Below are 12,451 nucleotides of genomic sequence, written 5' to 3'. Positions count from 1 at the left end.
GGCTGATCCGATGACCGTTTTTCGAGCCGCCGTGGTGCAGATGCGTTCCGGGCAGGACCCGGCCCGCAACATCGAGGCGATGGAAGCGCTGGTGACCGAGGCTGCCGAGCGCGGCGCGACTTACGTCCAGACCCCGGAAATGACGGGCATGCTGGCCCGCGACCGGGAGCTCCTCCGCGCCCGGCTGATGCCCGCCGAGGCCGATCCGGTTGTGGAGGCCGCCCGCGCGCTCGCCCGGCGTCATGCCATCGTGCTCCATCTCGGCTCGACCGCGATCGCCGCCGACGACGGCATGGCCGCCAACCGCGCCTTCCTGTTCGGGCCGGACGGCGAGACGATCGAGACCTACGACAAGATCCACATGTTCGACGTCGACCTCGACGGCGGCGAGAGCTGGCGCGAATCGGCGACCTACCTGCCGGGCACCCGCTCGGGGCTGGCCGACGTCGCCTTCGCCGACGGCACGGCGCGCATCGGTTTCGCGGTCTGCTACGACATGCGTTTTCCCGAGCTCTTCCGGGCAGAGGCGCTGGCGGGCGCCGAGGTGCTGACCGCGCCGGCCGCCTTCACCCGCCAGACCGGCGAGGCTCACTGGCACGTGCTCCTGCGCGCGCGCGCGATCGAGAACAACGCCTTCATGATCGCGGCCGCCCAGGGCGGGCGACACGAGGACGGGCGCGAGACCTTCGGCCACTCGCTGATCGCGGACCCCTGGGGCCGGGTGATCGCCGAGGTGAAGGGCGACGAGCCGGGCGTGGCGCTTGCCACGATCGACACGGAGCTCGTGGCCAGCGTCCGCGCCAAGATCCCGAACCTGAAGAACCGGCGGCCCTTCGAGGCATCGACGGCGCGCGTCCCCGAGCAGGCATGATCCGCTACGCGCTGAAGTGCCGGGGATGCGGCCACGGCTTCGACGGCTGGTTCCGATCCTCCGCGGACTTCGACACGCAGGGCGCGCGGGGTCTCCTGACCTGTCCCGTCTGCGACGGGCACGGCGTCGACAAGGCCTTGATGAGCCCGGCGGTCGCTGCCGCACCGCAAGGGCCGGCGTCGCCGGGCGGCGTAGTAACGAGCGCGCCGTCAGGGGAAGCCGCCGCGCTCTTCCGTCAGTTGCAGGACCTGGCGCGCAAGGTGCGCTCGGAGGGCACCTATGTCGGCGCGGCGTTTGCCGAGGAGGCCAGGCGCATCCATCACGGCGAGGCGGAGGGCCGGCAGATTTACGGCGAGGCGAGCGGGCACGAGGTGCGCAGCCTCCTTGAGGAGGGGATCGCCGCCCTGCCGCTGCCGCCTTTGCCCGAAGACAAGAACTGACAGGACCTTCGAAGCCGGATGGCCAAGACCTTCGCCAAGGCGCCGAGCCCCTGCATCTCGGTCTGCAAGTTCAAGATCGACGGCCAGTGCATCGGCTGCCGCATGACCAAGCCCGAGAAGAAGCGGTTCAAGCGGCTGGAGGGCAAGGGCGAGAAGCGCGCTTTCCTCGTGATGCTCAGCGACCGGCTGCAGGCGGCGGGGCGCTACGCCTACTGGTCGCGCATGTACCGGCGCCGCTGCGAGAAGAAGGGCCGTCCGTGCCCGCTCGACAAGCTGGAAGCCGGCCTCGACAAGCATCGCGAGGCTGCCTAACTCCAACGGTTCCAGTGGGAGCCAGAGATCCGTCCATGAGCGTATCGCCAGCCTGGGCCGATGCCCCGAGCCCCTGTGTCGACGTGTGCAAGTACAAGCGCGCGGGGCGCTGCGTCGGCTGCATGATGACGAAGATGGAGAAGGACTCGTTTCCCCATTCGGGCAGCGCCGAGCGCAAGAAGGCGTTCTTCGACGCGCTTCTGGCGCGCCTTCGGGCCGAGCACAAGAACCCGGCCTTCTGGGCCATCGCCTATCGCCGCAAGTGCCAGATGGAAGGCGTGCCCTGTCCGTTGGACGAGGAGGAAGCCGGCGTCTGACGCCGGGTCGTCAACGACGAAGGCCCGCCGGATCGCTCCGGCGGGCCTTCGTTCTGTCGGACGGACGCGCTCGCTCAGGCGGCGGTCGACTTCAGATGGGCGCGCAGCATCCAGGCGAACTTGTCGTGCTTCTCGATGCGGCCGGTGGCCATGTCGTTGGTCGCCCAGTCGCCGTGCTCTTCGGCGACCTGCGCCAGCGAGGACAGGGTGGAGGACAGGGTCTCCTGGTCCTTCATCAGGACCTCGATCATGGTCTTGGCGTCGGTGCGACCGTCATGCTCCTCGACGGCGCTGCGCTCGAGATAGATCGAGTAGCGGCCTTCGGCATGGGCGTCGAACGCCTTGATGCGCTCGGCGAGCAGGTCCTGCGCCTCGAAGTGATCCTCGTAGATCTCCTGGAACAGCTCGTGCAGCGAGCCGAAGCTCATGCCCGTCACGTTCCAGTGGAAGTTCTGCGCCTTCAGCGTCTCGATGGCGGTCTCGGCCAGGGCCTGCGTCAGGCCGTTGACGATCTCTTCCTTGGCGCTCGGCTCGATCTTGGCGGCAACCAGACCCATGGTGGTTCTCCTCGGTGCTTGATGCGCTTTTCAACGCGATGCCTCGCCGGTAGTTGCGAGGCTGGATTGGAATGGTTCTAAACTAGACCCGGAGCGCTCCGGTTTCAACTCTCTTTTGAATCATTCTAAACTGGCGAACGGCCAGGGTCGAGCGGCCGCGCGACATCGTGACGGCAAACGCCGTGGAGGTCGAGGCTGCTTGCCGGGCCGCCGTTCGGCCGGACGCATCGCGAGGAGGGGTGTGCGTGTTCGAACAAGTGGGCTGGCGACTGGCTGGAAGCCGGCCGCCGCCCATGCGTCAGGCGGCGTCCAGGGCGCGGACCATCGCCGCGGAGAGGAACCGCATCCAGCGGCGCGCCGACGGGGTGACGCGCCAGGCGACGAGGGCGCCCGCCGCGGCGTCCTGCCCGTTGCGACAGGCGGCGACGAGGCGCAGCAGCCAGCATTCGTCGTCGCTGACGGCCACCGCGCCGGGCCGGTAAATCACCATCTCCGAGGACGCACGCTCCGAGAGGCCTCGAAAGAACACGGTGGCGAGACGGTCGAGCGAGGCGGCCGGCTGGCCCGCCAGGACGTAGCAGGCCCGCTCGAGATCGGCGCGGGGGGCGAGCTGCGAGCGCAGCGCCAGCCAGCGAAGACGCTCGAGGTCGAGCCGCTGGTCGGCCGAAAGGCTTCGCGCCGCGGTGATCCGTTCGGCGGTGGGGCAGCGCGGAAAGGCGACGACCCGGCGATCCGCGTCGTGGGAAAGGGGGAGCCGCGCAAGGGATGCTGACATCGAGAATTCCCGGCTTTCGCCGGGCCCGGAAGCCCCGCGAAATCAAACCTGACTTTCAACGGAAGCATTCCCTATCAGATCGCGGCGGCGACCGGAAGGGCCCGATTCAGGGCCGGCGGTAGAGGACCATGTAGTTGACGTCCATGTCGCGCGAGCGGCGCCATTCGTCCGCCAGCGGATGATAGACGACCCCGGTTTCGTCGACCGACGTCAGGCCCTCGGCGCGCAGGGGCGCCTCGATCTCCGGAGGGCGCACGAGCTTGGCGTATTGGTGCGTGCCCTTCGGCAGCCAGCCGAGGACGTATTCCGCCCCGACGATCGCGAAGGTCATCGCCTTCATCGTGCGGTTGATGGTGGCCACGAACAGGAGCCCGCCGGGCTTCACCATACGCGCGGCCGACGTGAGGAAGAGGTTCACGTCCGAGACGTGCTCCACGACTTCCAGCGCCAGCACGACATCGAAGCGCTCGCCTGCCGCATCCAGCGCCTCGGCCGTTTCGGCGCGGTAATCCACCGCAACGCCGCTTTCGGCCGCATGGAGGCGCGCCACCTCGATGTTGGTGGCGGAGGCGTCGGCCCCGACGACGGCGGCGCCGAGACGGGCGAGCGGCTCGGCGATCAGCCCCCCGCCGCAGCCGATGTCCAGCATCCGCAGGCCCTCGAAGGGCTTCAGCGAGTGGAGATCGCGCCCGAAGTTGAGGCCGACCTGCTCGCGGATATAGGAGAGGCGCACCGGGTTGAACTTGTGCAGCGGCTTGAACTTGCCGCGCGGGTTCCACCACTCGGCGGCGAGCCGCGAGAAGCGCTCCACCTCGCCGGCGTCGATCGTGGTCTGCCGTGCCTCGCTCATGATGTCCGTCCGTTGCCGAAAAAACCGTGTTGGTCCCGCATGTTCCGCTTGGGCGCGGGAAGTCAAGCGCGGCAGGGTGGCGCCGGTCGCCTTGCGCTTCACGCCCGCTTCGGCTAACCGGGGCCGCCTGCCGCCCGGCTCGCCAGAGCGTGCGCGCGGGCGCTCGTGTTTCCTCCAGAATGGACGGGCTCCCGCGCCGATCGGCGGGCCGCCCGCTCGGCATCGGTCTTTTCCATGGCGCGTCTCGTTCTCAAATTCGGCGGCACCTCCGTCGCCGACATCGACCGGATCCGGAACGTCGCCCGCCACGTCAAACGCGAGGTGGACGCCGGCCACCAGGTGGCGGTCGTCGTCTCCGCCATGTCGGGCAAGACCAATGAGCTGGTCGGCTGGTGCACGCAGGCTTCCGCCATGCACGACGCGCGCGAATACGACGCGGTGGTGGCGTCCGGCGAGCAGGTGACCGCCGGGCTCCTGGCGATCACGCTGCAGAACATGGGCATCAACGCCCGCTCCTGGCAGGGCTGGCAGATCCCGATCCGCACCGACGGCGCCCACGCCTCGGCGCGCATCCAGGAGATCGACGGCTCCGAGATCGTGCGCCGCTTCGGCGAGGGGCAGGTCGCCGTGATCGCGGGCTTCCAGGGGCTCGCCCCGGACAACCGCATCGCGACCCTCGGGCGCGGCGGCTCCGACACCTCGGCGGTGGCCGTCGCCGCGGCGCTGAAGGCCGATCGCTGCGATATCTACACCGACGTCGACGGCGTCTACACCACCGACCCGCGCATCGAACCCAAGGCCCGCCGCATGGCCCGCGTCTCCTTCGAGGAGATGCTGGAGATGGCCTCGCTCGGCGCCAAGGTGCTGCAGGTGCGCTCCGTCGAGCTCGCCATGGTCCACAAGGTGCGAACCTTCGTGCGGTCCTCCTTCGCCGATCCCGACGCGCCGGGCATGGGCGACTTCCTGAACCCTCCGGGGACCCTTATTTGCGACGAGGATGAAATCGTGGAACAGCAGGTCGTCACCGGCATCGCCTACGCCAAGGACGAGGCGCAGATCTCGCTGCGCCGCGTCGAGGACCAGCCGGGCGTGGCCGCCGCCATCTTCGGGCCGCTGGCGGACGCCGGCGTCAACGTCGACATGATCGTGCAGAACGTCTCGGAGGACGGCACGCGCACCGACATGACCTTCACCGTGCCGGCCGGCGATCTCGCCAAGGCGCAGAAGGTGATCGAGGACGCCAAGGCCTCCATGCGCTTCGACGTCGTCCAGTCCGAGCGGGGCCTCACCAAGGTGTCCGTGATCGGCATCGGCATGCGCTCGCACACCGGCGTCGCCGCCACGGCCTTCAAGGCGTTGGCCGGACGGGGCATCAACATCCGCGCCATCACCACCTCGGAGATCAAGATCTCCATCCTGATCGACGGCGAGTACACCGAACTCGCCGTGCGCACCTTGCATTCCGTCTACGGTCTCGACAAAGCTTGAGTCCGACGCGCCGATCCGGCGCGCGAATCCCCTCCGGCCTGATTCTCGACGCGGGCCGGGATCGTTCGCCGACCGACGGAAGACGTGCCTGATGCGAAGCGACTCCTCGGGACCGCGCATCCTTCTGCGCCGGATCAGGGAACTGATGGCCGAACCCATCGAGGCGCAAGCGCGCCTCGACGAGATCGTGCGCCAGATCGCGGCCAACATGGTGGCCGAGGTCTGCTCGCTCTATGTGCTGCGCGCCGACGGCGTCCTCGAACTCTACGCCACGCAAGGCCTCAATCCCGGCTCCGTGCACCTTGCCCAGCTTCGCCTCGGCGAGGGGCTGGTGGGCACGATCGCGGCCACCGCCCGCGCCCTGAACCTGCAGGACGCGCAGAAGCACCCGGCGTTCACCTACCTGCCCGAGACCGGGGAGGAGATCTTCTACTCCTTCATGGGCGTGCCGATCCTGCGCGCGGGCCGCACGCTTGGCGTCCTCGTCGTCCAGAACAAGGAAAAGCGGGTCTACCGCGACGAGGAGACCGAGGCGCTGGAGACGGTGGCCATGGTGGTTGCCGAGATGATCGCGGCCGGCAGCCTCGAAGGGTTGTCGCGTCCCGGCGTCGTCCTCGACCTGTCGCGTCCCGTGCATTTCGACGGACTGGCGCTCGCCGACGGCATCGGCCTCGGTCACGTCATCCTCCACGAGCCGCGCGTCGTCGTCACCAATCTCTTCAACGAGGATGCCGAGGCCGAGGTCGTGCGTCTCGAGAAGGCCGTGTCCTCGCTGCGCATCTCGATCGAGGACATGCTGCAGCGCCGCGACATGGCGGTGGAGGGCGAGCACCGCGCGGTGCTCGAAGCCTATCGCATGTTCGCCCACGATCGCGGCTGGGTGCGGCGGCTCGAGGAAGCCGTGCGCAACGGCCTGACCGCCGAGGCCTCGGTGGAGAAGGTGCAGAACGACATGCGCGCCCGCATGGTGCACGCGTCGGATCCCTTCCTGCGCGAGCGCCTGCACGATTTCGACGACCTCGCCAACCGCCTGCTCCGCCAGCTGATGGGCCGGGCGGGCGACATGTTCGGCGATGGCGTCGCCGGCGACGTCGTGATCGTGGCGCGCTCGATGGGCGCGGCCGAGCTTCTCGACTACCGCCGCGAGCAGATCCGCGGCCTGGTCCTGGAGGAGGGCGGCCCGACGAGCCACGTGGTGATCGTGGCGCGCGCGCTCGCCATCCCGGTGGTCGGGCAGGTCAAGGGCGCCGTGTCCATGGCCGAGAAGGGCGACGCCGTGATCGTGGACGGCGAGGAGGGCGCGGTGCACCTGCGCCCGCCCGCCGACGTGGAAAAGGTCTTCGTTGAGCGCGTCCAGTTCCGCGCCAAGCGCCAGCAGCGCTACCAGGCCCTGCGCGACGTGCCGGCGAGGACGCGCGACGGGCAGGACATCGCCCTTCTCATGAACGCGGGCCTCCTGGTCGACCTGCCGCAGGTCGAGGCGGCGGGCGCGGCGGGCATCGGGCTGTTCCGCACCGAGCTGCAGTTCATGATCGCCTCCACCATGCCCAAGACCAGCGACCAGGAGCGGCTCTATTCGGCGGTCCTCGACGCGGCGGACGGCAAGCCCGTGACCTTCCGCACGCTGGATGTCGGGGGCGACAAGGTCCTGCCCTACCTTCATCAGAGCCCGGAGGAGAACCCGGCGCTCGGCTACCGCGCGCTGCGCCTGGCGCTCGACCGGCCGGGCCTCATGCGCACCCAGCTGCGCGCCCTCCTCAAGGCCTCGGCGGGCCGCGAGCTGCGCGTCATGTTCCCGATGGTCACCGATCTCGAGGAACTGCGCCAGGCGCGCGATCTCATCAGCCGCGAGTTCAAGCACCTCACGCGCTTCGCCCACGCGATGCCGCGCCGCCTGAAGCTCGGCGCCATGATCGAGGTGCCCTCGCTCCTGTTCCAGCTCGACGAGCTGATGCAGCTGGTCGACTTCGTCTCGATCGGCTCGAACGACCTGTTCCAGTTCTTCTGCGCGGTGGACCGCGGCAACGCGCAGATCGCCAATCGCTTCGACGACCTGTCGACGCCCTTCATGCGGGCGCTGCGCGAGATCCTCGATGCCGGCCAGCGTCATTCCGTGTCCGTCACGCTGTGCGGCGAGATGGCGGGGCGGCCTTTGTCGGCCATGGCGTTGATCGGGCTCGGCTTCCGGTCCATATCCATGACTTCGTCGGCGATCGGGCCGGTGAAGGCGATGCTGCTCGACCTCGACGCGGGCGAGCTTCACCGCGCCATCACCACCCATCTCGCCGAGCGTCACCCGCGCCAGACCTTCCGGCAGATGCTGGAGGCATACGCGCAGGCGAACGCCATCCCTCTTTGAGACGCGCGCGATCCGGCCCGACGGTCCGGCGCGCCCGCACCGGACGACATGCATGGCCATTCTTCCCGCCGACACCATGACCGAGATCCTGCGTCGCGCGGATCAGCTGGTCTCGGAAATGGCGTCCGGCCCCGATCACGAGACCTATGCGAAGCTCGCCGCCGAATATGCGGGGCTGGAGGACGTCGTGGCCGGGATCCGCGCCCACCGCGCGGCCGAGGCCGAGCTGGCGGGCCTGCGCGAGATGCTGGCCGACCCCGCCGCCGACCGCGAGATGCGCGACCTCGCCAGCACGGAGATCGGTGAGGTCGAGGAGCGGCTGGAAGGGCTGTCCCGGGACCTCCTGATCCTGCTCCTGCCGAAGGACGCCGCCGACGCCAAGGGCGCGATCCTCGAGATCCGCGCCGGCACGGGCGGCTCGGAGGCCGGGCTCTTCGCCGGCGACCTGTTCCGCATGTACCAGCGCTATGCGGAAGGAAAAGGCTGGCGCGTCGAGGTGATGGAAGCCTCCGAAGGCGAGGCCGGCGGCTACCGCGAGGTGGTCGCCTCGGTGACGGGGGTCGGCGTCTTCTCGCGGCTGAAGTTCGAATCCGGCGTCCACCGCGTGCAGCGCGTCCCCGCCACCGAATCGTCGGGACGCATTCACACGTCCGCCGCGACGGTCGCCGTGCTGCCGGAGGCGGAGGAGGTCGACATCGCCATCCGCAACGAGGACATCCGGATCGATACGATGCGTTCGTCGGGCGCCGGCGGCCAGCACGTCAACACGACGGATTCGGCGGTGCGCATCACCCACCTGCCGACCGGCATCGTCGTCACCTCGTCGGAGAAGTCGCAGCACCAGAACCGCGCGCGCGCCATGCAGGTCCTGCGCGCGCGCCTCTTCGACATGGAGCGCTCGCGCATCGACGCCGAGCGCTCGGCCGACCGGCGGGCGCAGGTGGGGTCGGGCGACCGCTCGGAGCGCATCCGCACCTACAACTTCCCGCAGGGGCGCGTCACCGACCATCGCATCAACCTTACGCTCTACAAGCTCGACCGCGTGATCGAGGGCGACATGGACGAACTGGTCGAGGCGCTGGTTGCCGACGACCAGGCCGCCCGCCTCGCCGCCATGGGCACCTGAGCCGGCCGTGACCGCGATCCTCGTCGGGGCGATCCTGGCACGGACGCGCGCGCGCTTTCGCGCCGCCGGGATTGCCAGCGCCGATCTCGACGCGCGCCTTCTCGTCGGTGAGGCGCTGGGACTGGATGCCGCCGGCCTGATCCTGCGTTCCGACCAGCCCGTCCCAGCGGATGCCGCCGATCGGATCGAGGCGATGGCGTCGCGGCGGCTCCTCGCCGAGCCGGTGCACCGCATTCTCGGGCGCCGCGCCTTCGGCGAGCACGAGTTCGCGCTGTCGCCCGAGACGCTGGAGCCGCGGCCCGACACCGAGACGCTGGTGGATCTCGCTGCCGAGGCGTTGGCGCGACGGGGCGATGGCGCCGCGCTCTTCGCCGATGTCGGCACCGGCACGGGCGCGATCGCCGTCTGCCTCCTCGCCCGCTTTCCGCAAAGCCGGTGCATCGCGATCGACCTGTCGCAAGGGGCGCTCGAGACCGCGAAGGGGAACGCTGCGGCCGCGGGCGTCGCGGACCGGTTTATGGCCTTGCGCGCGGACTATCTCTCGGCCCTTCGCCCGCCGCTCGACTGCGTGGTGTCGAACCCGCCGTATATTCCGACCGCCGATATCGACGAGCTCGATCCCGGCGTGCGCCGCTTCGATCCGGCGCTGGCGCTCGACGGGGGCCCCGACGGGCTCGTCGCCTACCGCCAGCTGACGCGGCAGGCCGCACGCTGCCTGCGGCCGGACGGGGATCTCCTTTTCGAGATCGGTCGGGGCCAGGACGGGGACGTCAGCCGGCTGGCGGAGGCGGTGGGCTTTCGGAGTGTCGAGGCGCGTGCCGATCTGTCCGGTATCGTACGGGCGCTGTGGTTCCGGCGCGACAGCGAGGCGGGATTGACCGTGGAAAGCGCCTGATTTCCGGCGCTTGGAACCCTTTGCCTCTTGTGAGGGGGCGGGCGAATCACTAGTGTCTTGCGGCAAAGGCGGATGCCGCGAGGGTGTGTCCCTCGATCACTGCGTCGGAACGCGCCCCAGACGGGTCGCTCGAATGCAGCCGCCCCGTCCGGCAAGTCGGCAAGGGATAGCGCCGCGCCGGACATGAAGCTTCCATGCAGGGCGTTGCGAGCCGGCTCTCCCGAGCCCGGCGGCCGAACGCCAGACAGTTCCCTGCGAGGTGACGCGATCGCGCTCGCAACGAAAGGAAGAACCGGCCAGCGGCCGGGCGATCCAGAAACAGGATGAGCATGCGGCCAGGACACCAGCAGCAGCAGAATAAGCAGCGCATGCGCGGGCGCGGCGGGCGCAAGGGACCCAATCCGCTGTCGCGGAGCTTCGAGTCCAACGGTCCCGACGTCAAGATCCGCGGCACGGCCCAGCATATCGCCGACAAGTACACGACGCTGGCGCGCGATGCCGCCGCTGCCGGCGACCGGGTGATGGCGGAGAACTATCTCCAGCATGCCGAGCACTACGGGCGCATCGTCGCCGCCGCGCAAGGAGCGTTCCAGCCGAGCCAGCCGGAGCGCGACTACGCCGACTTCGACGAGGAGGACGGCGAGGAGGGCCAGGGGCCCGAGATGGGGCAGCCCTATGCCGGCAATGGGGACCGCCCTCAGAATAATTTCAACGGCGAGCGCCAGCATGCCGGCGATCGGCAGGGCGGCGAACGGCAGGGTGGAGAGCGCCAGCAGGGCGACCGCCCGCCGTTCCGCGATGGACAGAACGGTCAGAACGGCCAGAACATGCGCGGCGACCGCCGCGACAATCGCGGCGACCGGCCCTTCCAGAACCGCGACAACCAGAACCGCGACAACCAGGGTCGTGAGGGGCAGGGTCGTGAGGGGCAGGGTCGCGAAGGCTTTTCGCGCGACAACGGCTACCGCGACGGCCAGAACCGGGACGACCGGCGTGACCGCGACAATCGCGATAACCGGCAGCCCGGAACCGGCCCGCAGCCCTTCCCGCAGGGACCCGAGTTCGAGGGCGAGGGCGCCGCGCCCCGCCAGGACGCCCCGCGTTTCGAAGGCGGGCGTCGCGAGAGCCGCCGCGAGCGCTCGCGCATGAACGACCGGAGCGGCGAGCGCCGCTTCGAGGAACGCTTCGGGCGTCAGCGCTCTGGCGACGAGGAGCGTGGCGACGCGCCGGTGGCTGAAGCGCCGGAGCCGCGCGACGAGATGCCCGCACCGATCCCGTCGGCGCCGGTCGCCGTGAACGAGCCGGCGGTTCAGGACGTCGCGCCGTCGGTGTCCGCGGGAACGGGCGACGAAAACAAGGCCGGCGAGACGCGTGGACGCGGACGCCGCCGCCGCGACGTCGCCTCGGACGATGCCGGAACACCCGTGGCGGTGGCTGCCGTGGTCGAGCCTCCGGTTGCCGCCGAGACGCCGAACGAGAGCGCTGCTCCCGCGCCCGCTCGCCGCCGGGCCGCCAAAGCCGCGCCAGTGCTGGAAACGCCGGTCGTTGCCGAGGACGAGGCAGCGCCCAAGCGCCGCGCTCCGCGGCCCCGCCGCAAGAAGGAGGATGGCGAGGCGGACGGTAGCGCGGATGGTACGCCGGCGCTTCTGACCTCGGACAGCTGAGCTGCGACCCAGCGCAACCTCTGTGAATGGTCCAAGAGCCCGGCACCGTGTGCCGGGCTTTTTCGTTCCGGGGGACGCCATGGCTTCCCTTGCGATCGCCTTGGTCGACGGGCCCGCCAGGACACATCTGCCTGATCCCCGGTCGGAGGGACACTGCGTCCCGCCGATGGCGAACGCGGCAACGATCGGGAAAACGGGAGCTGTTGCGGGTGCGCCACCGCATCCCGGTGCCGGGGCTTAACCTTCGGGAACCATTCAAGAACCGGTTGCATTCCATTCGTGGTGCAACCTATTGTTGTCGGCAAGAGAGCAAGGGGATGGACGCATCGATGGTCTTGGATCTGCATGGGAACCCGGTCGGCCGGGAAAGCGATTATCTGCGGTCTGGTATGTTCTCAACGAATGCGGGAGGAGCAGGTATGACGACGGAGCCGAGGCTGGGATCGAACAGCCAGACGCTCAGGGCTGCCGGTACGCAGCCGGATGCTGTGGATTCGTCGGATCCGTCCCAGTCGCCGCGCGATGTCGACGAGCGCACCGCCGTCTATCTCCTGTCCTTGGCGCGCGAGCTTCTGCGCCGCGATCACAGCGCCATCGCCGGCATGATCGATTACGCGATCGCCGAGATCGAGGACGGCACGGACGAGTAATCGGGACCGCCGCTCCGACGGGCGGCGATATCAAGCATGATGCTCTTGGCGCCGGCGTTTGCCGGCGTTTTTTTGTCCGGAACTTGCGGTGCCGAAAGCCTCTTCGCGGCATCGCGCGGAACGCGGGATCCGTCGGCCCAAACGAAT

13 protein-coding genes are annotated in these 12,451 nt (G+C 69.4%); 10 read left to right on the top strand and 3 right to left on the bottom strand.

The window, feature by feature from the left end; genetic code table 11:
* Positions 1 to 10: 10 nt before the first annotated feature.
* From AUL34_RS04105 to AUL34_RS04090, 4 genes are read left to right on the top strand one after another with little or no spacing between them, the layout of a single operon-like run.
* Positions 11 to 871: a carbon-nitrogen hydrolase family protein gene (locus AUL34_RS04105; RefSeq protein WP_061931498.1), complete on the top strand. Its 861-nt coding sequence runs from the start codon at positions 11 to 13 to the stop codon at positions 869 to 871.
* The gene (locus tag AUL34_RS04100; protein WP_061931496.1) at positions 868 to 1,311 is read left to right on the top strand and encodes a DUF1178 family protein; all 444 of its coding nucleotides are present in this window, start codon (positions 868 to 870) and stop codon (positions 1,309 to 1,311) included. The genes AUL34_RS04105 and AUL34_RS04100 overlap by 4 nt, the downstream gene beginning before the upstream one ends.
* 18 nt (positions 1,312 to 1,329) lie before the next feature.
* Positions 1,330 to 1,623: a DUF1289 domain-containing protein gene (locus AUL34_RS04095; protein ID WP_061931494.1), complete on the top strand. Its 294-nt coding sequence runs from the start codon at positions 1,330 to 1,332 to the stop codon at positions 1,621 to 1,623.
* A gap of 35 nt (positions 1,624 to 1,658) precedes the next feature.
* The gene (locus AUL34_RS04090) at positions 1,659 to 1,940 is read left to right on the top strand and encodes a DUF1289 domain-containing protein (protein WP_082653146.1); all 282 of its coding nucleotides are present in this window, start codon (positions 1,659 to 1,661) and stop codon (positions 1,938 to 1,940) included.
* 74 nt (positions 1,941 to 2,014) lie between these two features.
* Here the strand turns inward: AUL34_RS04090 and AUL34_RS04085 are convergent, their stop codons facing one another.
* The 3 genes from AUL34_RS04085 to ubiG form a co-directional block, all read right to left on the bottom strand.
* Positions 2,015 to 2,497 (bottom strand): Dps family protein, encoded by a 483-nt coding sequence (locus AUL34_RS04085; protein WP_061931490.1) that lies wholly within the window; start codon positions 2,495 to 2,497, stop codon positions 2,015 to 2,017.
* Positions 2,498 to 2,795: 298 nt separating this feature from the next.
* Positions 2,796 to 3,272 carry a hypothetical protein gene (locus tag AUL34_RS04080; protein WP_061931488.1) on the bottom strand — a complete coding sequence of 159 codons (477 nt, stop codon included), beginning with the start codon at positions 3,270 to 3,272 and terminating at the stop codon, positions 2,796 to 2,798.
* Between the two features lie 106 nt (positions 3,273 to 3,378).
* The gene (gene ubiG / locus AUL34_RS04075) at positions 3,379 to 4,122 is read right to left on the bottom strand and encodes a bifunctional 2-polyprenyl-6-hydroxyphenol methylase/3-demethylubiquinol 3-O-methyltransferase UbiG (protein ID WP_061931486.1); all 744 of its coding nucleotides are present in this window, start codon (positions 4,120 to 4,122) and stop codon (positions 3,379 to 3,381) included.
* 234 nt (positions 4,123 to 4,356) lie between these two features.
* Here ubiG and AUL34_RS04070 point away from each other — a divergent pair, with 234 nt between their 5' ends.
* The 6 genes from AUL34_RS04070 (at position 4,357) to AUL34_RS04045 (ending at position 12,304) form a co-directional block, all read left to right on the top strand.
* Entirely contained in the window at positions 4,357 to 5,610 is a 1,254-nt protein-coding gene (locus tag AUL34_RS04070) for an aspartate kinase (RefSeq protein ID WP_061931484.1), read from the top strand.
* A gap of 91 nt (positions 5,611 to 5,701) precedes the next feature.
* A complete protein-coding gene (gene ptsP / locus AUL34_RS04065; RefSeq protein WP_061931483.1) occupies positions 5,702 to 7,969 on the top strand; it encodes a phosphoenolpyruvate--protein phosphotransferase in 2,268 nt (755 codons plus the stop codon).
* Between the two features lie 52 nt (positions 7,970 to 8,021).
* Positions 8,022 to 9,095 (top strand): peptide chain release factor 1, encoded by a 1,074-nt coding sequence (prfA, locus tag AUL34_RS04060; protein ID WP_061931481.1) that lies wholly within the window; start codon positions 8,022 to 8,024, stop codon positions 9,093 to 9,095.
* A 7-nt stretch (positions 9,096 to 9,102) separates the two neighbouring features.
* Positions 9,103 to 9,990: a peptide chain release factor N(5)-glutamine methyltransferase gene (prmC, locus tag AUL34_RS04055; protein WP_061931554.1), complete on the top strand. Its 888-nt coding sequence runs from the start codon at positions 9,103 to 9,105 to the stop codon at positions 9,988 to 9,990.
* 329 nt (positions 9,991 to 10,319) lie between these two features.
* Positions 10,320 to 11,654: a DUF4167 domain-containing protein gene (locus AUL34_RS04050; RefSeq protein WP_192845684.1), complete on the top strand. Its 1,335-nt coding sequence runs from the start codon at positions 10,320 to 10,322 to the stop codon at positions 11,652 to 11,654.
* A gap of 419 nt (positions 11,655 to 12,073) precedes the next feature.
* Positions 12,074 to 12,304, top strand: coding sequence for a hypothetical protein (locus tag AUL34_RS04045; RefSeq protein ID WP_061931476.1), 231 nt, complete (start codon positions 12,074 to 12,076; stop codon positions 12,302 to 12,304).
* Positions 12,305 to 12,451: the final 147 nt, after the last annotated feature.

Origin of the sequence: Aureimonas sp. AU22, from assembly GCF_001463745.1 — a bacterium.
Lineage (GTDB): Bacteria > Pseudomonadota > Alphaproteobacteria > Rhizobiales > Rhizobiaceae > Aureimonas.
This window is presented reverse-complemented; position numbering and strand designations above follow the sequence as displayed.

Coding starts and splice junctions, on each gene's coding strand:
- AUL34_RS04105 (WP_061931498.1), top strand. CDS start 11: ATGACCGTTTTTCGAGCCGCCGTGGTGCAGATGCGTTCCGGGCAGGAC.
- AUL34_RS04100 (WP_061931496.1), top strand. CDS start 868: ATGATCCGCTACGCGCTGAAGTGCCGGGGATGCGGCCACGGCTTCGAC.
- AUL34_RS04095 (WP_061931494.1), top strand. CDS start 1,330: ATGGCCAAGACCTTCGCCAAGGCGCCGAGCCCCTGCATCTCGGTCTGC.
- AUL34_RS04090 (WP_082653146.1), top strand. CDS start 1,659: ATGAGCGTATCGCCAGCCTGGGCCGATGCCCCGAGCCCCTGTGTCGAC.
- AUL34_RS04085 (WP_061931490.1), bottom strand. CDS start 2,497: ATGGGTCTGGTTGCCGCCAAGATCGAGCCGAGCGCCAAGGAAGAGATC.
- AUL34_RS04080 (WP_061931488.1), bottom strand. CDS start 3,272: ATGTCAGCATCCCTTGCGCGGCTCCCCCTTTCCCACGACGCGGATCGC.
- ubiG (WP_061931486.1), bottom strand. CDS start 4,122: ATGAGCGAGGCACGGCAGACCACGATCGACGCCGGCGAGGTGGAGCGC.
- AUL34_RS04070 (WP_061931484.1), top strand. CDS start 4,357: ATGGCGCGTCTCGTTCTCAAATTCGGCGGCACCTCCGTCGCCGACATC.
- ptsP (WP_061931483.1), top strand. CDS start 5,702: ATGCGAAGCGACTCCTCGGGACCGCGCATCCTTCTGCGCCGGATCAGG.
- prfA (WP_061931481.1), top strand. CDS start 8,022: ATGGCCATTCTTCCCGCCGACACCATGACCGAGATCCTGCGTCGCGCG.
- AUL34_RS04050 (WP_192845684.1), top strand. CDS start 10,320: ATGCGGCCAGGACACCAGCAGCAGCAGAATAAGCAGCGCATGCGCGGG.
- AUL34_RS04045 (WP_061931476.1), top strand. CDS start 12,074: ATGACGACGGAGCCGAGGCTGGGATCGAACAGCCAGACGCTCAGGGCT.